General features: G+C 44.5%; 21 protein-coding genes. 5 read left to right on the top strand and 16 right to left on the bottom strand.

What is annotated here, in order from left to right; all coding sequences use genetic code 11:
* Nucleotides 1-43: 43 nt before the first annotated feature.
* The 8 genes from N4A56_RS11745 to N4A56_RS11710 form a co-directional block, all read right to left on the bottom strand.
* The gene (locus tag N4A56_RS11745) at nucleotides 44-916 is read right to left on the bottom strand and encodes a permease-like cell division protein FtsX (protein ID WP_293670972.1); all 873 of its coding nucleotides are present in this window, start codon (nucleotides 914-916) and stop codon (nucleotides 44-46) included.
* Complete coding sequence (gene ftsE, locus N4A56_RS11740) at nucleotides 916-1,623, bottom strand: cell division ATP-binding protein FtsE (protein WP_293670971.1); 708 nt, start codon at nucleotides 1,621-1,623, stop codon at nucleotides 916-918. Before ftsE ends, N4A56_RS11745 begins: the two co-directional genes overlap by 1 nt.
* Before the next feature lie 237 nt (nucleotides 1,624-1,860).
* Nucleotides 1,861-2,322, bottom strand: a complete 462-nt coding sequence (locus tag N4A56_RS11735; protein WP_295547514.1) for a DUF3833 family protein — start codon at nucleotides 2,320-2,322, stop codon at nucleotides 1,861-1,863.
* 183 nt (nucleotides 2,323-2,505) lie between these two features.
* On the bottom strand, nucleotides 2,506-3,135 hold the full coding sequence (locus tag N4A56_RS11730) for a tetratricopeptide repeat protein (protein WP_293670969.1): 630 nt from the start codon (nucleotides 3,133-3,135) through the stop codon (nucleotides 2,506-2,508).
* Nucleotides 3,125-3,514 carry a hypothetical protein gene (locus N4A56_RS11725; RefSeq protein ID WP_293670968.1) on the bottom strand — a complete coding sequence of 130 codons (390 nt, stop codon included), beginning with the start codon at nucleotides 3,512-3,514 and terminating at the stop codon, nucleotides 3,125-3,127. The genes N4A56_RS11730 and N4A56_RS11725 overlap by 11 nt, the downstream gene beginning before the upstream one ends.
* The gene (locus tag N4A56_RS11720; RefSeq protein ID WP_293670967.1) at nucleotides 3,514-4,185 is read right to left on the bottom strand and encodes a YkgJ family cysteine cluster protein; all 672 of its coding nucleotides are present in this window, start codon (nucleotides 4,183-4,185) and stop codon (nucleotides 3,514-3,516) included. The genes N4A56_RS11725 and N4A56_RS11720 overlap by 1 nt, the downstream gene beginning before the upstream one ends.
* Before the next feature lie 510 nt (nucleotides 4,186-4,695).
* Nucleotides 4,696-4,884 carry a ferredoxin gene (locus N4A56_RS11715; RefSeq protein WP_293670966.1) on the bottom strand — a complete coding sequence of 63 codons (189 nt, stop codon included), beginning with the start codon at nucleotides 4,882-4,884 and terminating at the stop codon, nucleotides 4,696-4,698.
* Between the two features lie 212 nt (nucleotides 4,885-5,096).
* Nucleotides 5,097-6,452: a trypsin-like peptidase domain-containing protein gene (locus tag N4A56_RS11710; RefSeq protein WP_293670964.1), complete on the bottom strand. Its 1,356-nt coding sequence runs from the start codon at nucleotides 6,450-6,452 to the stop codon at nucleotides 5,097-5,099.
* A gap of 153 nt (nucleotides 6,453-6,605) precedes the next feature.
* On the opposite strand from N4A56_RS11710, the gene cobT reads away from it, so the two are divergent.
* On the top strand, nucleotides 6,606-7,757 hold the full coding sequence (gene cobT / locus N4A56_RS11705; RefSeq protein WP_295547510.1) for a nicotinate-nucleotide--dimethylbenzimidazole phosphoribosyltransferase: 1,152 nt from the start codon (nucleotides 6,606-6,608) through the stop codon (nucleotides 7,755-7,757).
* 444 nt (nucleotides 7,758-8,201) lie between these two features.
* On the opposite strand, the gene recR is transcribed toward cobT, so the two are convergent.
* From recR to dnaX, 3 genes are all read right to left on the bottom strand, one after another.
* Nucleotides 8,202-8,807 (bottom strand): recombination mediator RecR, encoded by a 606-nt coding sequence (gene recR, locus N4A56_RS11700; protein WP_295547509.1) that lies wholly within the window; start codon nucleotides 8,805-8,807, stop codon nucleotides 8,202-8,204.
* Between the two features lie 13 nt (nucleotides 8,808-8,820).
* Entirely contained in the window at nucleotides 8,821-9,132 is a 312-nt protein-coding gene (locus N4A56_RS11695) for a YbaB/EbfC family nucleoid-associated protein (protein ID WP_293670959.1), read from the bottom strand.
* Nucleotides 9,133-9,261: 129 nt separating this feature from the next.
* The gene (dnaX, locus tag N4A56_RS11690; protein ID WP_295547506.1) at nucleotides 9,262-11,157 is read right to left on the bottom strand and encodes a DNA polymerase III subunit gamma/tau; all 1,896 of its coding nucleotides are present in this window, start codon (nucleotides 11,155-11,157) and stop codon (nucleotides 9,262-9,264) included.
* A gap of 403 nt (nucleotides 11,158-11,560) precedes the next feature.
* On the opposite strand from dnaX, the gene N4A56_RS11685 reads away from it, so the two are divergent.
* Nucleotides 11,561-12,406 carry a M15 family metallopeptidase gene (locus N4A56_RS11685; protein ID WP_295547503.1) on the top strand — a complete coding sequence of 282 codons (846 nt, stop codon included), beginning with the start codon at nucleotides 11,561-11,563 and terminating at the stop codon, nucleotides 12,404-12,406.
* A complete protein-coding gene (locus N4A56_RS11680; RefSeq protein ID WP_295547501.1) occupies nucleotides 12,406-13,731 on the top strand; it encodes a M14 family metallopeptidase in 1,326 nt (441 codons plus the stop codon). The genes N4A56_RS11685 and N4A56_RS11680 overlap by 1 nt, the downstream gene beginning before the upstream one ends.
* A gap of 228 nt (nucleotides 13,732-13,959) precedes the next feature.
* On the opposite strand, the gene aroE is transcribed toward N4A56_RS11680, so the two are convergent.
* Complete coding sequence (gene aroE / locus N4A56_RS11675) at nucleotides 13,960-14,781, bottom strand: shikimate dehydrogenase (RefSeq protein WP_295547498.1); 822 nt, start codon at nucleotides 14,779-14,781, stop codon at nucleotides 13,960-13,962.
* Nucleotides 14,782-15,292: 511 nt separating this feature from the next.
* On the bottom strand, nucleotides 15,293-17,029 hold the full coding sequence (locus tag N4A56_RS11670; protein ID WP_295547496.1) for an AMP-binding protein: 1,737 nt from the start codon (nucleotides 17,027-17,029) through the stop codon (nucleotides 15,293-15,295).
* 200 nt (nucleotides 17,030-17,229) lie between these two features.
* Between N4A56_RS11670 and N4A56_RS11665 the strand changes: the two genes are divergently transcribed.
* On the top strand, nucleotides 17,230-17,535 hold the full coding sequence (locus tag N4A56_RS11665) for a Dabb family protein (RefSeq protein WP_295547494.1): 306 nt from the start codon (nucleotides 17,230-17,232) through the stop codon (nucleotides 17,533-17,535).
* A gap of 97 nt (nucleotides 17,536-17,632) precedes the next feature.
* Here the strand turns inward: N4A56_RS11665 and N4A56_RS11660 are convergent, their stop codons facing one another.
* From N4A56_RS11660 to glnH, 3 genes are all read right to left on the bottom strand, one after another.
* Nucleotides 17,633-18,370 (bottom strand): amino acid ABC transporter ATP-binding protein, encoded by a 738-nt coding sequence (locus tag N4A56_RS11660; RefSeq protein ID WP_293670947.1) that lies wholly within the window; start codon nucleotides 18,368-18,370, stop codon nucleotides 17,633-17,635.
* Between the two features lie 9 nt (nucleotides 18,371-18,379).
* A complete protein-coding gene (locus N4A56_RS11655; RefSeq protein WP_295547491.1) occupies nucleotides 18,380-19,051 on the bottom strand; it encodes an ABC transporter permease subunit in 672 nt (223 codons plus the stop codon).
* Between the two features lie 112 nt (nucleotides 19,052-19,163).
* A complete protein-coding gene (glnH, locus tag N4A56_RS11650) occupies nucleotides 19,164-19,904 on the bottom strand; it encodes a glutamine ABC transporter substrate-binding protein GlnH (protein WP_293670944.1) in 741 nt (246 codons plus the stop codon).
* Nucleotides 19,905-20,577: 673 nt separating this feature from the next.
* Between glnH and N4A56_RS11645 the strand changes: the two genes are divergently transcribed.
* Complete coding sequence (locus N4A56_RS11645) at nucleotides 20,578-21,819, top strand: M48 family metallopeptidase (protein WP_295547488.1); 1,242 nt, start codon at nucleotides 20,578-20,580, stop codon at nucleotides 21,817-21,819.
* Nucleotides 21,820-21,855 lie beyond the last annotated feature (36 nt).

The following is a 21,855-nucleotide window of genomic DNA, read 5'->3' as shown; positions in this document are numbered from 1 at the left end:
TTCTGGTCAATCTAAATATAAACTGTTGCAACAATGCACAGTGTTAACTTCGTACAGCAACCCAGCTACTGATGCTGCCAACCACCATGGGAATAAGCACCAGCAAACATGCTTGGTCTACAGGCAGGAAGTGGAGTTCCCAGTGAAGGGGCGCAAAATTGAACGTATCTTTCAGATTCCACCATGCAGCGTATAAACCGGCAACACCCAGCAGACCGCCAACACTGCCAAGCAATGCGCCGCCAACAATAAGCGGTGTGCGGATATACCAATTTTTTGCGCCAACCAGTTTCAAGATTTCGATTTCATCCATTTTACTGATAAGTGACAATTTTATGGTGTTACCGACTGCAATGGAGAGAATAACCGCCAAAAAGATAAGGATAGGCAAGGTTACCGAACCGGAAAACTCTTGCCACGCACGGCTGACTTCGTCCTTCAGGCTGCTGGAGCGCACAATATCCACCTCAGGCAGACGTTCCAGTATCTCCTGCGTATGCTGCTTCCAACCGGATACATCCCCCGTACGCTGTGCAAATTTAAGCACAGCCGTGTACGGCAATGGGCTATTAGCAGCCAGTAGCGTGCTGGTGCTCCCTTTCGGCAGCGCAGAACCTAAGTCTTTCAGCGCCTCTTCCGGTGTGTAGGTAAGAACCTCAACCACACCATTCATTTTGTGCAACGTCTTCCATGTCTCTTTTACTTGCTTTGGCGATGCGTTGTTTTTCCAATAAATTTGGAAAGCTACTTCCCCTCGGGTTACTTTTAACTCACTGTCCAGATTGTCCACGCTCAGCAGCATGAGTCCACCAAGGAAGGTAATAAAAGTAACTGCAAGAAGTGCCATCAACTGCGCCCACGGGTGCAATGCAACGTCACGAAAGCCTTGTCCGATAAGTTTTAAGAAGACACGCATTAGATATGCACCTCCTTAATCTTTTCCGAAAACACTTGTGCCCCGCGCCAGTTGGCAGCAACAATTTGTCCCTGCTCCAATCTAAGCTGACGCGCCTCAGGATGCATTCGCACCAGTTCGTTACTGTGTGTTGCAAGCACTACGGTTGTTCCATGCATGTGGAACTGTTTAAATATGCTCATCATGCGTGCAGCAAGTTCATCATCAAGGTTACCTGTCGGTTCATCTGCAAGAAGAATTTTCGGGTTAACCACAATGGAACGAGCTACAGCAACTCGCTGCTGTTCACCACCGGAAAGCTCTCCGCACAGCATATCGATGCGTGGTTCAAGCCCCAAGCCGCGGACAACAGCACGTACCCTTCTGTCAATATGGAGCTGATTCAGTCCGCGAACTTCAAGCGCCATAGCGACATTCTGGTACACAGTACGGTAGGGAAGAATTTTAAAATCCTGAAAAACAACACTTACTTTTCGTCGCAAGTCGGGAATTTTGCGCGCGGGTAATGTTTTTAAATCATACCCCGCAACATTCACGTTACCACGCATAACCGGAAGTGATGCGTATAACAGACGCAGCAGCGTTGTTTTACCTGCACCGGAAGAACCGGTCAGAAAGAGAAACTCCCCTTTTTTTAAGGAAAAAGAGCAGTTCTTTAATGCCCAGTACGACCCGAAATTATGCGATAAATTTGTAACGGTAAGCAAAGCACTCCTGCCTTGTAAAAAGCTGATGGATTATTTGTTGTATACAATTATGTAAAAATCAACCAAATTAACATACAGACAGAGCAGAATACGCACTAGTTCTGTTCTTTTCAAGGAATGACAGCTGGTAGGACTGAATTAGACAAAAAATAAAAAGCAGCGCAAAGCACCGTATGCCTTGCACTGCATCCGTGATATCCAAATTCTGTTTATATTATCAAAAATAATAACCGATTATTATTTTCTAGGCACTGTAGCTGTAACAAGCTCTCCAATACGCACCCCCATTTTGCGTATAACAGCCTTACCTACTAGTACGCCACCGGGGGTAAGCCACATCATATCTTCCACATCAACAGTCAAATGCTTTGTACGGATAGGGATTTTCAACTGATACATTCGAATGACTTCAAAGCCGCGAATTGTAATCGTCGCTAATCCGTCCACATCATCAGCGGTCGCAATATAGCCGTTCTCATTTTCTTTGGTGAGACGCCACAAGCGTTCGTACACATGTCCTGAGGCATACGTATACTTCTCATGCAACCTTCCCCGAAGCATCTCGACCGCGTCTGTCTGCCACTCTGCGGTCAGCACAGCTGAAAACCTGTGCCGTATATCACCATTGCGCCGGACAACAACGCCATGACAATCTAATACGCCCTGAAAAAACTCTTCCAATACTATATGGTCAGTCATAATTCTCTCCCGATGAAAGATCATATATCGGGATATTATGCCGTAGCCGAAAGCGTTCTCCACTGATTATAACAAAAAAAAGACCGCCCTTTCGTATGAGGACGGTCTTTTTCTTACAATCAATGTCTTACGCTCGACCCAGTTCGTTACAGAACGGACAAGCGTATATGCTGTAGCAAAAAGCTATGCGCGATGCGGAGCAAGCTCTTCAAGGAAGTTAGGGTCAACGTCAAAGCCAAGCTCAATTGCTTTATCTACATTTTCGATAGCAGCGGCAAAGTCACCACGCTCAAGAGCAACCAGAGCAAGGTTGTTGTACGCCGGAGCAAAAGAAGGGTAGGAAGCGATAGCTTTTTTGGAAACTTTTTCACTGTCATCAAGCTCACCGAGCATGTAATGCGCAGAAGCAATAGTAGCCTGAGCCTGAACGAAATCAGGATCCCATTTAAGAGCTTTCATCGCACATTTGATAGACTCTTCAGCATTACCCATCTGCAAATGTACAAATGCCATGTTAGCCCAAGGCACAGGGAATTTAGCACGGCACTGTGCTGCTTCTTTGTTGTACTGCATGCAACCTTCAAGGTCGTTACGCTGCATGCAAATACCACCAAGCTGTACATATGCTTCAGCAAAACGGCTTGAGTTACGGATACATTCGAGGAAAGAAGCTTCGGCACCGTTCCAGTCACGTACAGAAAGAAGTGCTACACCAAGGTTGTAGTGGTGGTTTGCACATTCTGGGTTTTCCTCAATTTCTTTACGTAAAAAAGCAACGTACTCTTCGATGCTTGCAAATTCTTTAGTCGTCATGATTTATATGCCCTTCTTCAATCAAGAGGTTGTAATACCAAACGCAGAAATCAAAAATGCCGCGGTACTTCTCATCCTTATTGACAATGCCCACAGCGGTTTCTAATGCGCCGCGACCATAGTCGTTGGAATACTGGCCTCTATGAGACTGGAGAAACTCGCGAACGAGCTGCTGTGTGGTGCGCTTGGATAAATCCATACGCAATTCCATAGGATCGTTCGGTTTAGGAAACGGATCCCAGTTATCATATCCGATGCGGTCAATGAACTTACGACGGCGCGGAGCCATATTGTCGTACATAATCCGCTTTTGTTCTTCTTCTTCCGGTGTCAACTCATGTTCAGCACCGGTACGGTACATACTTGCTGAAATACTCATTACACACCCTTTTTCTTTGGTTCTTTAAGACCAAGGTACTCATCATCGTAGTTAGTAATAAGTGCCATTGACACAGGAACCAGCACTTCCGGCAGTTCCTTATATCTAGACTTGATGCTTTTACACAGCTCAAGGCTGATTTTTCCGAGTCTATCCTGAATAGTATCAAGGGACACAGTAGGGTATGGTGTGCCCGGTTTAAACTTAGAAAGTCCGCAGGTATGCGCTTTGCCACCGATATTAGTAGGGATGCCGTATAACCGGCAGGTTATCGGACGGGCATCGTACAATGTACATTTTTCTTCGCTGTTAAGCAGTGGGCAGCGGATACGCTCCTTAGCCATTGCTTCGAGCAATTCGCGTGTTTCAACACCTTTCATGGAGTCGCGGTACAGTTGGCGCTTACGTTTATAAATCTTACGGTCCGCGATGTTAGCAGCTTCTACGATATTAGAACGCTCTTCACCAAACGGGTATCGTTCGAGAAATTTGTGGTTAAGGTACAGCGCTTCAATCAGGCTTACGTCAAACAATGCATGGCAACAGTCACTGCAACCAGTTTTACAGCTAATACAGTCACCGTGCATATCGGCTACACGATCAAAAACAGAATCTACTTCAGCAACAAGTGCTTCGTATTGTGCAAAAAATTCAGAAAAATCCAACTTCATCAGAAAACTCCCTACCTCTGTAGACTCAGTAACAGTCCACAATCGGTAGCCTTTTTATACATACATGATTGGAGCAATATATTCTTAGTGGTCACCAGACAGCCACACTCAAAATTGAACCTGTCTGCAACAAAATTATTAGTAACGAAATGCCCAACTGGCAAGGGAAGAACGGCAGCAGAATAAAAAAATATACGGCAAAACGTTGAGTACCAACGGGTACAGCAGAAAGGATTTTTTGCTCAACAAGAGTTACTGAACAAATTACAGCTTATATATTGCGAAGTTCCCCCACACACAAAAAAGAGAGCTGCTGAAAAATCGTTTCGATCAGGTCAAGCAAGAATGAACACGAAGTTCAAAAGCACACACAGTAAATCACGCTACCCTGCGGCTTGCTGCCTCTTGCAGGCATCGTATCAAACAGCTTTCCATACGTGAAACCGGACAACGGGATACCCCGCTGTCCGGTTTAAAAATCAAAGCATGCGAAGAATCGCACGTGTTGAATTACATTTCTTCAACAACGATTGCGTCTGCTTCACAAACTTCAACACAGGATTCACAACCGAGACATTCGTCTGCGTTTGCTGGCTCTGCTTTGCCGTCCTGCATTTCGAAAACTTCAACTGGACATACGTCTACGCATTCTGCGTCGCCAGTACATTTGTCTGTATCAACGGTAACATTGTAACCCATGGTAATCCTCCAGGTTTGATTTTGGTTCTCGATGAACCTGTAATAAGAGCATCAACACCTAGTGACTAGGTTTGGTGCATTAGTCTCATCGAAACCTGCAATTAGCCCTGTCCTGTTGCCAGTGTCAAGACCTGAAAAACATTATCTTCATGCTTTGCAGATTTTTTTGCGTGAATATCACACACATTTTTTTTTATCTAGTAATTGTAGGACTATATATCCATACGAACGCGGTAGCCTTTACCGCCTCTTCCGACAAGCAGAATAAGGGAAGAATCCAGCCTATGTGTAAAGAACGCCTGATACAACGTATTCATATCAGTCATCTTCTTTCCACTTATGTTCACAAGCAAGTCACCAGTCTGTAATCCTAGCTTTGCAGCAGGGCTGCCCTTACGTACGGAATCTACAACTAAATAGGTATCGCCAAGTCTTGTCGTAAAGCCCCATCTGTCGACAAGCTGATTCGCTGCCATAGCTTCAGAGTATGGTTCTGCATACAGTGACGCAGTAAACTTTTCACCATTACGAACAAAAGTAACGGCTACCTTTTCTCCCTTTGTCATATTCTTCAGTAGCTGTATATAGTGACGATGGTCTGTCACCAAATTGTCATTTACAGCAATTATTGTATCACCAGACACCAGCCCAGCCTGCTGTGCGGGAGCATCATTAAATACTGCTGTTACAAGCAGCCCTTTTGTGGACTGCAACTGCAACCACGCGGCAGTGTTTTCATCAAGATTCTGTCCGGAAATTCCGAGCCAGACAGGTACAATATGTCCGGTTTCCAGTAACTCTGTTACAGCCCGACGTGCTTTATCTATAGGAATGGAAAACCCAATATTTGCAGCCTGCCGCAACATAGCCGTATTAACACCAACCAGCTCTCCAGCAAGGTTAATTAACGGGCCTCCGCTGTTTCCGGGATTAATTGCAGCATCAATCTGGATAAGGTCTGTAATCGTTGCGTTATCTGTTTTAATAGAACGATTTAATGCAGAGACAACCCCAGTAGTGACTGTGTGGCTAAACCCGAGCGGGTTACCGATGGCGATTACAGTTTCACCCGGCATAATGTCGTCAGACTGCGCCATTGGCAGTTCAGGTAAGTCTGTTGCATCATCAAGTTTAAGAACGGCAAGATCAAAATCAGGGTCAGAACCGAGCATTGTCGCGGTAAAAATTCTGCCATCAAGCAACGTAACATTAATCTGGGCTGCACCTTCAATAACATGGGCGTTTGTCAAAACAATCGCCTTATTGGAATCAATAATTACGCCGGAGCCGAGCGTTTGTTCTTTAACTTTACGGCGTCCACGATCTCGCTGGAAAAAGTCGTCAAAGATCGGATTTCGGGGAAGCAAATTTGCAAACGGATTTACTGAGCGCTCAACAATTCTATCAGTACTGATACTTACAACCGCAGGTGCAGCTTTATGCACCGCCGTAACTACAGGCGTTATACGAACGCTGCCCTCGTTCTGAAGTTTTGCATAATTATTTCCAGCAAATGCAATACTACTGCTAAGCATGACCAGAAGGATTATTGCGAAGAATCGACGCATCAGCTACCTTTATCCTGTTCTTGATGGTTAACCGTACCACTGTCGTTCAGACAGCATCTACACATCTGAAACAAAAAACTAACGCCATCACACGTAAAGTCAACACTATAGCGTTATCCGGCATATGGCTTTCCCATTATTTCAGGAGATTCCATGAAATTTTCCGAATCAGGTCACGCTTTCGAAGCTAGGAAATTTTCCACCTACGAAAACACCGCAGAAAACGAAGTTCTGCTGCGCGATCTTTTAGACCGGATTGAGCCGGTTTCCCCCTCTTTGCGAAAAGCAGCAAACCAGCGTCTCGACAATCTCACAAAACCTGTGGGCAGCCTCGGTAAGCTGGAAGAGCTTGCCATACGCATGTGCTGCATCCAAAAGAAAACAATAGGCATAGCTGCTGATCCGCTCCGCATTTACGCAATTGCAGGAGACCACGGTGTCAATGAAGAAGGAGTCTCGGCTTTTACACAAGATGTAACACGCCAGATGGTACAAAATTTTTGCAACGGCGGGGCAGGAATAAATGTGTTGGCAAATACTGCGGGTGCTGAGTTATGCGTAGTTGATCTCGCATCCAAAGGTGGAGCGTATCCTGAGCACCCATCATTAATTCAATGCAAAATTGCCCAAGGTACCAACAACATAGCAAAAGCACCGGCAATGAGTCGAGAAATGTGCCTGAGGGCGCTGCTCATTGGTGCTTCCCTTGCCCATAAAGCCCATCTGGAAGGCTGCCCAGCAATCGGCACCGGAGAAATGGGGGTTTCCAACACAACGCCTTCAACAGCCCTCTACTGCTCATTTCTTAACCTGCTCCCGAAAGATATTACAGGGGCAGGCGGCGGCATAGACGCAGAGGGTATCAAAAGAAAAACTCTGGCTATCGAGCGCGCACTGTCATTACACGCCAATACAATTCAATCCGGTGACCCCGTAGATATTCTTGCGGCTGTCGGCGGGTATGAAATTGCCGCACTGGCAGGCTTAATACTTGGTGGAGCAGCCAATAACCAACTCGTACTTCTCGATGGATTCATCGCAACAGCAGCCTACACAGCCGCGTGGAAGCTTTGTCCGACGGTCAAAGACTATACATTTTTCTCGCATGCATCAGCCGAAGCAGGACACAAGACCATCCTTGAGAAGCTGGATATTGCCCCGCTTCATGATCTCGGACTCCGGCTAGGTGAAGGCAGCGGCGTGCCGCTTGCGCTTTTCCTTATGCGCTGTGCCTGCAATACCTATAACCAAATGACCACCTACGATGATGCCAATGTAGAGCCACCTGACAACCTGCTGCCATAATTTTTTAAACCTCTTGGGCTACTTTGTTCTTAGAAGCCTTCGGTGACTCTCCGAGGGGCTGTTGTCTCCGACAGCTGGGCTGAAACTTTTGCAAAGTTTCCCCCAGACCCCCTTCAAAACTTTTTATTATGCGAGGATATCCCGTTGGATATGTCTTTGCACGGCTTAACGTAACTTGATTCAAATAAAAAGGCTGTCCTTCATATATGGGACAGCCTTTTGTATGTACTATTTTGATTTTGAATACGCTTGCATCAAAAAGACTCATGATGCAACAGTATACAAGTATATGGAAAGGTAATGGGACGTAAGCCGCGAGAGAGCAAAAGAAACGTGCTGACCTCGCGGGTAAAAGTTCTGGTCGCCGAAGGCACAAGGTAACGGGACGTTGAGACCTTTCTTCAAAAAAGGTTCTAAAGCCCGCGGCAGCGCCGTCGGAAACAGCTACAGCTTTTGCCGATAATTCAATGACTGCCGAAGCGTTGCCTTATCAACAAATTTTACATCTGAGCCAAGGGGGATACCTTGCGCTAGTCGACTTACACTAATGTGCGGAAATTCCCGTTTTACAAGTTCCTTAATGTAGGAAACGGTATTTTCCGCTTCAATGGTGGTTCCGAGCGCAAAGATAATCTCGGTAATAGCACCTTCGAGTAAGCGCTGCTTCAGTTTGTCCAGCTCCAACTGCTCAGGAGTTACGTTTTCAAGCGGCGCAATGAGTCCGCCGATGATAAAGTATTGTCCTTTATAGAAGCCGCCTTCTTCAAGTGCGAGCATTGCATCCCACTCCGGCACAAGACACAGGGTATCTGTAGCGCGGGTCTCATTGATGCAAATAGCACAAGGGTCGGTATCTGATAATGCACCGCATCGGTCACACAGATGGAGTTTATCCCGCAAGTCATGAATATTTTGTCCAAGATCGCGGGTTTGCTTTTCCGGCCACTTGAGAAGTGTCATTGCAAGCCGTTGGGCAGACTTAGGTCCGAGCCCCGGCAGTTTGGAAAGCTGTTCGACCAGAATTTTTAACGGTTCAGGGAGCTGTTGCACTGATAATCCTGATTTAGAATAAGCCCGGGATGTTCATGCCGCCGGTGAGAGCGCCCATTTCGTTTTCAGCCATTTCTTTAGACTTACGCAGTGCGTCATTGGTTGCAGCAAGCACGAGGTCCTGAAGCATTTCAACATCTTCAGGGTCTACAGCGTTTTTGTCGATAGCAATTGAACGGATTTCCTGTTTACCAGTACAAACAACGGTAATCATACCACCGCCAGCAGTGCCGGTTACTTCGCGTTCTGCCAGTTCGTCCTGAAGTTTAGTCATTTTTTTCTGAAGCATCTGAGCCTGACGAAGCATATCGTTCATTCCACGCATGGTAGTCTCCTTGAGAATGTTTTATTTACTGTAAGCAGAAAAATACGTTCTGCATTGTTTGTTGAAAAAAGCGTTCCTAACCATTTTCTGTTTATAACAAAGAATAGGAACATGCCTTGCGCACCGGAATTATTTCCGGCTCGGGTCATCTTTATGTTTGAATGTCAGCAACTCAGCACCGAGTTCTTCTTTTAGAAGCTGTGCTGCCGGATTCGATTCAATTTCTTCTTTTAATTCGTGATAACTGCGCGCTTCTGATTCAGGCTCAAGCAAGATTACAGAGGACGTTCCGTACCACTCTTTCGCACGGTGCGTAAGCAGATTGATAACATCCGTATTATTTAACATGTCGTACTGAGTTCGACCAGCCGCGGTAATCTGTATACTGTCACCGAGCCTTTTCCCTGTTGCCTGAGCAAGATACTGTAAGCTTTTGCCGCCCGTCTCATCCTGCTTTTGGCAGGACTCTAAAAATTCGCTCCAGCCTGTAAGATCGGACGGCTGAGTATTACTTGAGGAGTCTCCTCCACCGGAAGAAGGAATATCCGGCGGCGCGCTCATGCTGTTGTTCGCCCCTCCAAGCTCTGGAGGAAGCTCCACAGGTGGCGCATCCATTGGAGGCATAGAAGGCGGCATATTCTGTTGCATTGGCTGACGCTGCTGCCTATGCGGAGGTTGTTGACGCTGTTCCTGTTGCTGCCGATGTGGTGGCTGCTGGCGTTGCTCCTGCTGCATATACGATGGCTGCTGCCCTTGCTGTCTATGCGGCGGTTGAGATGGAGCTTGCGGCGCTCGTTGCTGCTGGGCTTGTGGTGCTGCCTGTTGTGTTTCCTGTGGTGCAGGTTGTGGTGTTGCCTGCTGAGGAGCGGGGCGTTGTCCCGCTGGTTGCTGCGGAGCACCGGTTCCACGCGAGAGCGATTCTGTAGAAATAAGTTTCGGTAGAAAAGCAAGGTTAAGCAACAGCAGTTCAAGAGCCATTGCTGGTTCTAAACTGGTAAGAACACGACGTTGCCCTTCAAGTGTAAGCTGCCAGCAAGCATGCACATGCGAAAGTGCAAATTGCGGTGCAAGTTCCAGCCATTGCTGTGCTTCTGCTTCCGGCAAATTAAGAAGCGGTAAAGCCTGTTCTCCTGCCTGCTTGAGCATAAACAAATTTCGCCACGTATTACCGAGTTCTCGCAAAAAGAACCCAATATCTACACCTTGCTCCAATATTTCACGGATAACTTGCGACAATGCGACAACATCTTGATTTTTCATAGCGTCCATAACGCTGAAAAACAGTTCTTGCCCTGCAAGTCCAAGAATAGAGCGTACATCAGCTATTTCTAGACGATCATGACCAAGAGCCAACACCTGTCCGAGAAGGGACATAGAATCACGTACAGAACCTGCGGCACGACGCGCAATAAGGCGCACTGCGGCGGGGTCATATTCATGTTTTTCAAGCTCTAAAATTTTACTCAGATGCTCCACAAGCTCCTGCTCTGTAAGCATCTTAAATGTGTAGTGCTGACAACGGCTGATGATTGTAATCGGAAATTTATGTGATTCTGTAGTCGCCAGAATAAACGTCACCCCTTTAGGTGGTTCCTCCAACGTTTTGAGCAGCGCATTGAACGCGTCACGGGTGAGCATGTGGGCTTCATCGATAATGAAGACTTTGTAACGTCCTTCCATTGCGGCATATCCAATGGATTCGCGCAACCTGCGTGCGTCATCAATACCTCGGTTGGAGGCACCGTCAATTTCTACCACATCTACATGCATGCCCTGCGTAATCTTTTTGCAATGCTCACACTCATTACACGGCTCTCCGGTCGGTGCGTTCTGACAGTTAAGTGCTTTTGCAAAAATACGGGCAATGGTTGTTTTACCGACACCGCGAGTGCCGCTAAAAAGGTAGGCGGGGGCTACTTTGTCTTCTTTGGCTGCTCTGGACAGAACAGATTTGATTGTCTGCTGCCCTGCAACTTCGGCAAAGCGTTGTGGTCTGTAGGCTGTGGTTAATGCTGCTGTACTCATTATGGTCCTGCAAATTTCAGAAATTTGGGATTGTGCGTTGCATATTTATGCATTCAAAACGTGGAATACACAAAAAGAACTACAATTAGCCACGCTAAAAAAAAAACAGAGCAATGGCAAGATGAACCCTTGCGGCAACTGGAAAGAAGGCATGATTTTTGTGAGCCTGAGGTAAGAAAAAAAGTAGATTGAATACACTAAGATTATTCAGCATTACTATTGTAAACATATTAAGGGATGTACTTTTACAATATATTACTGTTACAAGCGGTGAGTGCAGTGCAGACTGCACAAATCACGCCTTGATAATCAGGGTTTAATTTTAGACTGAAATGACGTACTTTTCTTCCGAAACAAATAGCAATGATGCTGTAGTGTACTTATCCTTTTCCAAGAGCGATGTATGAATAGGCGAGCCTTTTTACGACAGATTTGTATTGCATCAGCGATGGCAATACCATGCAATGCGCTTGCTGCTGAATTTCCAGAGGAAGAACCTCAGGAACAGCAGGAACAATATGATTTGCATGTAAAAGACTACATCTCCAAGATGAGTCATTTCGATTTAGCACATCCTGATGATATTATTTTAAAAGATGAAGAATTAGAATTACTTAAAAACTGCACTGCCAAAATTACACGTGTAATGCGTACAGTCGGCTATGGTAATTTTAATCTTATAAGTGTTGATCAGGCTTTTTTATTCGGAAGACAGTACAGCCGCATAGGAGCGTTTTCTACTAAAGAAAAAGAGTTTCTTGAAAAGATATTTTACTATGATGCTGATGCGTTAGGTTTTTACGGTGACAAGCCTATTACTGCATTTACGCAGACAATCTCCCGTAAAGATGTAATTAAAATCCGCCACAGTGGGCACTACATATTCAAAGGTCATCCATTTGAAGTGTGGAAAGAAATTAAAAGTGCTCTTTCATCAGATGTAATTTTAACGTCCGGCGTGCGCGGTGTCGTCAAGCAATTCCACTTGTTCCTTATGAAGGCAAGCAGCAATGGCGGGAACCTTTCCCTTGCTTCACGGTCATTGGCACCTCCGGGCTACTCATTTCATGGCATCAGCGATTTTGATGTAGGACAAAAAAAATACGGGGAGTTCAACTTCACTTCCCGTTTTACAGAAACACGTGTGTTCAATAAGTTAAATGAACTTGGCTATTTAACACTGCGATACCCTAGAGGAAATTTGCTGGGAGTACGGTATGAACCCTGGCATGTTAAGGTGAGCTTATAATGCGATTGTTATTATCTTTCATACTCGTTGCCATAACGACGGTTTCTGCATTTGCGCAAAAACCGTTGGATTTTTCTTTGCACAAGCTTGGCAATGATCCAAAAGGTCCGACAATTCTTGTCATCGGTGGTATTCAAGGAGATGAACCGGGCGGTTTTAGCGCTGCGGGCATGCTTGTATCCCACTACGAAATTACCAAAGGTAATATTTGGGTTGTTCCCAATTTGAACTTTCTGAGCATCATCAAAAGCTCCCGTGGGTCATACGGTGATATGAACCGAAAGTTTGCTGCCTTGGATAAAAATGATCCAGACTATGCTTCTGTACAACGAATTAAAAAAATAATTCGGAATAAACAGATCGACATGGTGCTCAATCTGCATGACGGAAGCGGGTTCTACAATCCAAAGTATATCGACAAATTACATAACCCTCGCTACTGGGGGCAGTGTGTAATTATCGATCAAAAAAATATCCAAAGCCCAAAATTTGGTAATTTAAGCCGCATGGCGCGAATTGCAGTGAAAAAAGCAAATACCGAGTTGTTGAAAAAGAGCGATAAATTTCATTTGAAAAATACCCGCACTCGCGAAGGTGACCATGAAATGGAAAAATCACTCACCTACTATGCAATTAAGCATGGCAAACCAGCATTCGGTATTGAAGCCAGCAAGTCGTTCATGACACCGACCCGTACATACTATCATTTGTCGGTTCTTGAATCATTTTTGAAGCAGGCAGGCATAGAATTTTCTCGTAATTTTGAACTAAGTCCACGCGCCATCAAGCGAGCAATGTTCAGTCAGGTTAAACTGGCGTTGTACGGCGGAAAATTACAGCTGGAGCTGGATAATGTTCGCAAGTACTTGAACTATGTTCCTATGAACAAAGACTTAGCTGACGACTTTAAAGCATCCAAACCGCTGTTGACCATGGTTGATGCCCCTAACGGGTACAAGGTCTATTACGGCAATAGAAATTTGACGAACCTGTCCCCGCAGTTCTTTGAATTTGACGACAGCTTGTCTTCATTAAAAGTAACAATTGATGGGCGCACTCAAGAAGTACCGATAGGAACTATCGTCGAGGTCAACAATCATTTCAGAGTAAGCTCTTTGAAAGGATACCGCTTTAACATCATCGGATACGTCGCACCAAACAAAGGGACTGAGTCAGATGTTCTTGTGCGGAAAAAAGATCTCGTGAAACGTTTCTCACTCGATAAAGGCGGACGTGTATATCGCGTTGAAGCATACCGTGGAGAAAAATTCTCCGGCATGATTCTCGTTCGCTTCGGAAAGAACAGCGCGGTCGCTGCCCGTTAACGAGACACTGGCTCCGATGGCTGAGCTGAAACTTTTGTACAATCTATCACGCGAAAGGTATCATTTGAGTTCATCCCAGCTCGGCAAAACTTCGATTCTCGTCCGATAAATAAGCTTCTTTTTGGGGCGGTTGTTACATAAGACAACCGCCCTTTTTATATTTTTCCTGAAATTTCTACCAAGCTGCCGAAGAAATGACGTATACTAAGGACAATGCCTAAGCTCCGCCTAAAGTCCTAGTGTGGTAGATATAAGTGTACGGATATGTTCTAGGGGAATATCTTTTTCTGTCCAAAGCCTGAATTGCTCTGCACCTTGGGCAGCAAACATATGTAATCCATCTATGGTATTCCATCCTGCTTTTTCAGCATCTCGTAAAAAAGTGGTCTTGAGCGGATTGTAGACAAGATCATATGCTATGCCTTCGTTACGGAACATCTCTGGCGGATACGGTGTTTTTTCAACATGCTCACCAGACATACCCATTGGTGTTGTATTGATGACAAGATCAGCTTCTACAGTGCCTCTTTTTTCCCAATCGACAAACTCTACAGCAAATTGTTCAGCGAGATGTTGAGCGCGTTCTGCTGTTCGGTTGCAGATGGTCACTTGCTGTACATTCAATTCGTGTAATCCTGCCAGAACAGCCTTTGCAGCGCCACCTGCGCCAAGAATCAGAGCATGGCGGAAGGTACAGTCGTCTTGAGTAAGTGGGGCAAGAAAGCCGAGTACATCTGTATTGTCCCCAACGAGCGTCTCATTATCCCAGAAAAGTGTATTTACTGCGCCGACTTTGGCTGCACGCGGAGTAATTCGATCAACGTATTGCATAACCGTTTCTTTGTGCGGAATGGTCACGCTTGCGCCATGTATCGGTAATGTTCTGAATGCGTTCATGAAGTCAGCCAGCTTTTCAGGCGGGGTAGGAAACGCCATATAAACAGCAGGAAGGGAAAACATATTGAACCCGCTGTTATGCAGGGCAGGACTCATTGTATGTCCTAATGGGTGTCCAATAATGGCGTATAATTTTTCTGGCGTGCGAATCATGTTCTTTCTTCCAATTGGCAGCTGTACTATTGCTGTCTTTTTCGTTTTTGATGATAGATAAGGCAAAAGCAGAGAGAATATCTTTGTATTTCAGAATATTGCTTCTGATACGCTTGATCCAAGCGTTTAGGTGGAATGTCTATATCTGTGCTTAGTGTAGCCAAGAAAAAAACTGAGGTACAGAGTCGGTAGCTAGGCAGTAAAGAAAAAAGCGGAGTGTTTGACCGACACTCCGCTTTAAAAATCTGTATAAGGGGAGCCACCCCTTGTCAGAAAAAATCTTTGAAAGAAAGAAGGTACTATTAACCTAGCAACCTTCATGCCAACTCCTTTGCATTCTATGTATTTTATAAAAGTGCTATAAAAACAAGGAGTAAGCTATATCTGTTCAACCTGTCATAACCACTGGAAGGTCAAATAATTTTTACTTCGGAAAAAGCTTCCGCTATTCACAAGAAGTTGGTGCAAAAATTTTGAACTAACGGCACGTCGCTTATTACAACATCAGTAGTTAATCGACGTACAGGTATCGTTTAATTTTTTGCGTAGGTGTTTTTTCAAATGGCTCAGTCTGTTCGATGACTTTCATAATGCGTGAAAAACCTGCAACCTTGCTATTTACACCAGTTCGAATCTCTTCCAGTATTTTCAATACCTTTTCTTCCAATTTGGATGCGTGCAAGTTGCCAAATTCATCATCTACTTTTGTTCTGTCGAGATGAATACGGGCAATCAGCTTTCTGTCCTGTTCATACACAATGGTTTCCAGCACCCATGGAGATTGCATAATCATGTTTTCAAGTTCTTCAGGGTAAATATTTTCACCGCTCGGTCCTACAATAACGTTTTTCAATCGACCGCGGATGTAGAGGAAGTTGTCGGCGTCAAATTTACCCAAGTCTCCTGTGCGGAACCATCCATCCTCTGTAAAGACAGATTTCGTAATTTCCGGCGCTTTGTAATAGCCCTTCATAATATTAGAGCCTTTAGCCAGAATCTCGCCCTCACCAGTTTCTGGATGCGGGTTATCAATCTTTAACTCAACACCCTGCAACTGATACCCTGTTGAGAGCAGACGCGTTTGCTCAGGCCCTGTCCCTGCAAGCAACGGACTTGTTTCAGTAAGCCCATAGCCGATAGCGTATGGAAAATTTGCCTCTTTGAGGAAGCGTTCCACTTCCGGTGCGATGGCTGCACCACCTATACAGAAAAGACGCAAGCTTCCACCAAAGGTCGCCAGTAACTTTTTACCAGCGAGAGCATGTAACTTTGCGCGAGCAACTTTGTAGAGCATTCTTTTTGCCCAACTGCTTGTCAGCTTCGGCAAAATGGCAGCCTTGAAGATTTTTTCGATCACGAGCGGTACGGACAACATCACTGTAGGCTGTACTTTAGCCATTGCTGGCAGCAAAGCGCGCGCTGTAGGAGGTTTATCCATATAATGAATGTGTGCGCCATTCATCAGCGGTAAAATAAGCCCTAAAGTGCATTCATACGTATGCGAAAGAGGAAGAATAGAAAGAAGTCTGTCTCCCGGCCCTACTTCTACAATAGAACGGACGGCATACGCATTAGACACAATATTTTCGTGTGTAAGAACAACACCCTTGGAATGACCAGTTGTGCCGGATGTATAAATAATTGCTGCTACATCATCAGGTTTGATGGTGTTTCCACCGGAGAAAAGGCTCACAGTGCGGTGCTCTTCCTCGGACTCTTTGCGGTCGATAAGCTTTTGCGTAAGGTCACGCGCTTTTTCCATAATAGAACGGAATTCACGCAATCCTGCTTTTTTTAATTCCTTCAGCTTCTGCGGCTCCTCATCGAACGCAACCGGCGAAAAGGTTTCCATCAGGAAAAGAACAGGGAGTTCATCGTACTGCCCGTCTTCCACTTTGCTGAAGAGCTTTTGCGAAACGATAATTGCCGAAGCTTCAGAATGCCGAATAATGTGATGTACAGCATCCGGATGAAAATCGGGTAAAATAGGAACCGCAACAGCACCCATAGCGGTAATTGCGAAGTAAGCAATTCCCCAGTTAGGTGTACTTTCGCTGAGAATTGCCACCTTATCACCAGTGCCTATTCCATGTTTAGCAAGCAAGCTCTGCAAGCCCTGAACAGCTATGGCGAACTCTTTATATGTAATGGGAGCGCCTCCTACATTAGATAATGCAGGTTGGTCGTGGAACAAGTCAGCGCTACGATCAAGCACTGCTGTCAGTGTATATGTTGTAAGTGGGTACATAGGCGCTCCGTAATAAAGGCATCTTTTGCAAAATGATGAATGCGAATTTCTGCTAAACGAATTTTCTGTACGCGAAGATGGACAAGTCTGCAATGTCGAGCAATTCTAATTCACGCGTCTTCCTATACGGTCAATTGACCTTTTTGACTTTTTGAGCATAAAAAAAAGAGTACAACACTATTTTACAGAAGGATAATCCCATGATTAAACATATCGTATGGTTTACTTTCAAAGAAGAAGCTGAAGGTGCATCCGCAGCAGAAAACGCTGCTAAAACAGTTGATATTCTTCGAAATCTTGAAGGAAAAATCCCTGCACTTAAAAGCATTGATGTGTCTATGACCTTTGCAAAAACAACGACAGAAGACGTGCAGGTTATTTTACTTTCCACACACGATGATGAAGCAGGACTGGCAAGCTACAACGAGCACCCATTGCACCAAGAGTGCGTGAGCTTTATTAAAACCGTAATTGCATCCCGAAAAGCAATCGACTTTGTGGTGTAATACACTATTGGACACAAAAAAGCCGACAATCGAAGGATTGTCGGCTTTATAATCGGATGATTACCAGCAATGCTGGTGACTATCTTTATAGATCCCCTTAGAGCTTTCCAAGGAAATCTTTAAGACGCGGGTGTTTTGGATTGGAGAAGAACTCGTCAGGTGCTTCTTCTTCCTGAATAATGCCATCAGCAATAAATATAACGCGGTCTGCAACTTCACGGGCGAAGTCCATTTCGTGCGTTACAACAACCATTGTCATTCCCTCATCAGCAAGCTTTTTCATAACATCAAGAACTTCGCCTACCAACTCAGGGTCAAGCGCAGATGTCGGCTCGTCAAAAAGAATAACTTTAGGACTCATAGCCAAAGAACGCGCAATCGCAACACGCTGTTTCTGACCACCGGACAGCTGATCCGGATATACTGCCGCTTTGTCTGGCAGACCTACTTTATCAAGAAGGTTCAGAGCAATTTTATCGGCTTCTGCTTTGTCCATTTTGCGAACTTTAATAAGTCCGATGGTGATGTTCTGTAGAACAGACAAGTGCGGGAACAAGTTAAACTGCTGGAACACCATGCCAGCTTCTGAGCGCACGTAGTTGATGTCTGTTTCTTTGGCGTAAAGGTCAAAGCCGTCTACAACAATGCTACCGGAGGTGATTTCTTCAAGGCGGTTGATGCAGCGCAGTACGGTTGATTTACCGGAACCGGAAGGTCCCAGAAGAACAACTACTTCACCTTGTTCAACAGTTAAATCTACGCCTTTAATTACTTCGACGTCGCCATAACTTTTATGCAGATTACGAATCTGAATCATTGCTGATGTATCGGACATTATGTGCTCCTAGCGGCGGCTGCGTGCCATCAATTTTTTTTCATACCAGCGCAATGCTGTCGCAATAGAAAGCGTCATACACAGGTATACGATCGCCACAGTCAGGTATACTTCGAAAGAACGGAAGTTTACCGCTACGATTTCCTGACCGGAACGGGTAAGCTCTGCTACGCCGATAACGGTAAGGAGTGAGGTATCTTTAAGCGAAATAATGAACTGGTTACCGAGCGGTGGAATCATGCGGCGGAACGCCTGTGGCCAGATAATTGAGAGCATGGTCTGGCGTCTGGTAAGACCGATAGAACGACCAGCTTCAAACTGTCCTTGATCGATAGACTGAACCGCACCGCGAACGATTTCAGCAATATATGCACCGGAGTTGACAGCAATGGTGATAACACCCGCTGTAATAGGATTGATACGAATACCGGTAACAAGCGGAACACCGAAGTACAGGAAGAGTGCCTGTACAATCATCGGGGTACCGCGGATAATTTCTACATAGACGGTTGCAAGGGCGCGTGTAAGCTTATTTCGGGAAAGGCGACCAAGTCCTGCAACGGTACCAATGAGAAAACCGAATACAAGACCGAGTAGCGTGATATAAATAGTGAGTTCAACACCTTCTACAAGAAGAGGGACGGTGTCTAACATCACTTCTGGTTTAAACTGAAATGCCATAGAGTGTATCTGCCTTTGGGGTACTTTGCCGAAAAATTCGGCTGATAAAATGTACATAGGGATGGCACAACGCCATCCCTATGTTTGCAAGCTATGAAAAAAAGAGAAGGTATTACTTAGCTGGCGCGTAACCGAACCACTTGATGAAGAGTTCGTTGTAAGTGCCGTCTGCTTTAATCTCTTTAAGCGCTTTGTTTACGCCGGAAACCAATTCTGAACCTTTAGGGAACGCAATACCGTAAGCCTGACCCTGATAGATAGGACCAACTACTTTAACCATTCCTTTGCCAGCCTTAGCTTCAAAGTCTTTAACAACTGGCATGTCGAAGATAACTGCGTCTGCGCCGCCAGTCATCAATTCCATGAACATGTTGTCGTTGTTAGGGAAAAGCTTAATGTTTTTCTTAGGTACGTACTGCTGCGCAAGGTCAACAGAAGAAGTTGCAAGTTTAGTTGCAACAATTTTGTCTTTCAGATCGTTAATATTTTTAATGTCGTTGTTATCGGAACGAACAAGGATAACAAGACCGGAGTCGTAGTAACCATCTGAGAAATCTACAACTTCAGCGCGGGAAGGCTTAATAGTGATGCCTGCAACAGCAGCATCAATAGAACCAGCCTGAAGTCCCGGAATAATGCCGTTAAAATCCATCGGCTGGAATTCGTAATCGAGGTTCATACGCTTAGCAACTTCTTTCCACATGTCGATATCAAAGCCGACATATTTACCATCTTGTTTAAATTCAAATGGTTTAAAGTTGGTATCATGCGCTACAACGAGTTTTTTAGCAAAAGCACTGGAAGAAAAAGCGATAAGGAGTAACGCAGCGAATATAGCGATTAGACGTTTCATAAATGAACCCTCCATAAAATGATTACGATAACTAATTTTTTAAACTACCTACTATTTCGTTTTTTTTAGTTTAACGAAAATATGTCCACAAACCGAGAGAGTATTAGCAGATGGGCAAGAAAAAATCAAACAAGCTGAAAATTTTTCCCGTTTTTGTTAATTGTAAAAATATTTTTACAATTTCATTTTTCACAAGTTAATCATTTCAACATAATAGCGATACCAAGCGAGCTCTTGCTAACTTTTTTTTGTTAACAACATTGTGCGCAAAACAATAAAATCTACTCAAAAATGAAGTCAGACAGTAAAAAAAGTTATTTTTCTGCTGAAAACACCAAAACAACGCTGCATAGGGCAAACCGCATTTTGCTGCGTTGCACACAATAAAATGTACAACGTGCCTTTGCTCTTTCTAGCTTGAAAATGTGTATATGTTGCTTGAGCAGTGTCACCGCTTTTTACGATTAAGCCCAAAGGAGATTATATTCTTACTGTTTGCAACTTGTTACGATGCTGAGTAAATCCCTTATGCTTCGTTTCGCGATGCAAAAGACGTAAATCTACACTATGTAACTGAACGCTTATTGACTGTTACCATATTGTTTTTATCGTAGAAGATAGAAACGTACCGTGGTATCGAAATATTCTTGGTACATATTCTCAAGGAAAGCATATGACATTTTTGACTGTACTTATTCTCTTTTTTATTGTCGGCGCATGGGGACTTGAAACATGGGTAGGCAAGCTTAATATCCAATCTCTTGGTCAACCGATTCCAGCTGCGTTCAAACACGCAGTTGATGCACAAAAATACGCACGCTCTCAAGAATACACACGAAAAAACAGTACCGTGTCTTTCTTTTCAAATTTTGTGAATGTAACAGCCATTGTGATGTGTCTGTTTTTCGGAATTTTCAATACTTTCAATGAATGGGCATCAGCTCTGTTCAGCGGAGCAATACTACAAGGTCTTGCCTTTCTGGGTATTGTGTCGCTAGCATCGATGCTTCTTTCACTGCCGTTTTCCATCTATACAACCTTTGTTATTGAGGAAGAATTTGGCTTCAATCGCACAACTCCGGCACTGTTCATTGCTGATCGAGTAAAAGGCATTCTGCTTTCGATCATCATCGGAGCACCGCTTGCCGCTGGCGTAATATGGTTTTTCCAAATTTTCCCTAACATGGGCTGGTTAATTGCCTGGGGATTTGCAACAGCATTTTTGTTCGCAGTACAGTATGTAGCACCAATTTGGATTATGCCACTCTTTAATACATTTACCCCACTAGAAGATGGTGAGCTGCGACAAGCTATTGAAGAATTTGCTCTCAAAACTGGTTTTAATCTGTCTGGAATTTACATCATCGACGGCTCCAAGCGGTCTAATAAAGCCAATGCCTTTTTTACTGGCTTTGGTAAGCAAAAGCGCATTGCTTTGTTCGATACTCTTGTTAACTCCATGACAACAGAAGAAATTGTAGGTGTGCTTGCTCATGAAATTGGACATTGCAAGCTCAACCATATTAAACGAATGTTTGCTACTAGCATTGCAACAACAGGACTTACCTTTTTTTGCCTTTCGCTCGTGTTGGGGTATCAGCCATTGTATGCTGCATTTCATGTAGAACATATGACCATTGCTGTGGGTATGGTGCTTTTTAATTTCCTGTACACCCCGCTGTCTCTTGTTTTAACAATCTTTGCTGCCCATCAGTCTCGAAAATACGAATTTGAAGCAGATGCATTTGCAGCAAAAACAACAAAAGCACCGTGCGAACTCTCGCGAGCATTGATAAAGCTATCTGTTAATAGTCTTTCCAATTTAACTCCGCATCCTGCATATGTCTTTTTGCATTACTCCCACCCACCAGTTGTAGACCGTATTGAAGCTCTCGAAACTATTACCGTAGAGTAATAGTAAAAATTTCCCACGCTGCTTTGCAGCAAGATC

The organism is Halodesulfovibrio sp., assembly GCF_025210605.1.
In the GTDB taxonomy this organism is placed as follows: Bacteria; Desulfobacterota; Desulfovibrionia; order Desulfovibrionales; family Desulfovibrionaceae; genus Halodesulfovibrio.
This window is presented reverse-complemented; position numbering and strand designations above follow the sequence as displayed.

Excerpts from the sequence above, each read along its gene's own strand:
- N4A56_RS11680 (WP_295547501.1), top strand. The coding sequence starts at position 12,406 with ATGCGATTGTTATTATCTTTCATACTCGTTGCCATAACGACGGTTTCT.
- N4A56_RS11685 (WP_295547503.1), top strand. The coding sequence starts at position 11,561 with ATGAATAGGCGAGCCTTTTTACGACAGATTTGTATTGCATCAGCGATG.
- N4A56_RS11715 (WP_293670966.1), bottom strand. The coding sequence starts at position 4,884 with ATGGGTTACAATGTTACCGTTGATACAGACAAATGTACTGGCGACGCA.
- N4A56_RS11735 (WP_295547514.1), bottom strand. The coding sequence starts at position 2,322 with ATGACTGACCATATAGTATTGGAAGAGTTTTTTCAGGGCGTATTAGAT.
- aroE (WP_295547498.1), bottom strand. The coding sequence starts at position 14,781 with ATGATTCGCACGCCAGAAAAATTATACGCCATTATTGGACACCCATTA.
- N4A56_RS11665 (WP_295547494.1), top strand. The coding sequence starts at position 17,230 with ATGATTAAACATATCGTATGGTTTACTTTCAAAGAAGAAGCTGAAGGT.
- N4A56_RS11745 (WP_293670972.1), bottom strand. The coding sequence starts at position 916 with ATGCGTGTCTTCTTAAAACTTATCGGACAAGGCTTTCGTGACGTTGCA.
- N4A56_RS11660 (WP_293670947.1), bottom strand. The coding sequence starts at position 18,370 with ATGTCCGATACATCAGCAATGATTCAGATTCGTAATCTGCATAAAAGT.
- glnH (WP_293670944.1), bottom strand. The coding sequence starts at position 19,904 with ATGAAACGTCTAATCGCTATATTCGCTGCGTTACTCCTTATCGCTTTT.
- dnaX (WP_295547506.1), bottom strand. The coding sequence starts at position 11,157 with ATGAGTACAGCAGCATTAACCACAGCCTACAGACCACAACGCTTTGCC.
- N4A56_RS11730 (WP_293670969.1), bottom strand. The coding sequence starts at position 3,135 with ATGACGACTAAAGAATTTGCAAGCATCGAAGAGTACGTTGCTTTTTTA.
- cobT (WP_295547510.1), top strand. The coding sequence starts at position 6,606 with ATGAAATTTTCCGAATCAGGTCACGCTTTCGAAGCTAGGAAATTTTCC.
- N4A56_RS11655 (WP_295547491.1), bottom strand. The coding sequence starts at position 19,051 with ATGGCATTTCAGTTTAAACCAGAAGTGATGTTAGACACCGTCCCTCTT.
- N4A56_RS11725 (WP_293670968.1), bottom strand. The coding sequence starts at position 3,514 with ATGAGTATTTCAGCAAGTATGTACCGTACCGGTGCTGAACATGAGTTG.
- N4A56_RS11720 (WP_293670967.1), bottom strand. The coding sequence starts at position 4,185 with ATGAAGTTGGATTTTTCTGAATTTTTTGCACAATACGAAGCACTTGTT.
- N4A56_RS11670 (WP_295547496.1), bottom strand. The coding sequence starts at position 17,029 with ATGTACCCACTTACAACATATACACTGACAGCAGTGCTTGATCGTAGC.
- N4A56_RS11710 (WP_293670964.1), bottom strand. The coding sequence starts at position 6,452 with ATGCGTCGATTCTTCGCAATAATCCTTCTGGTCATGCTTAGCAGTAGT.
- N4A56_RS11645 (WP_295547488.1), top strand. The coding sequence starts at position 20,578 with ATGACATTTTTGACTGTACTTATTCTCTTTTTTATTGTCGGCGCATGG.
- N4A56_RS11695 (WP_293670959.1), bottom strand. The coding sequence starts at position 9,132 with ATGCGTGGAATGAACGATATGCTTCGTCAGGCTCAGATGCTTCAGAAA.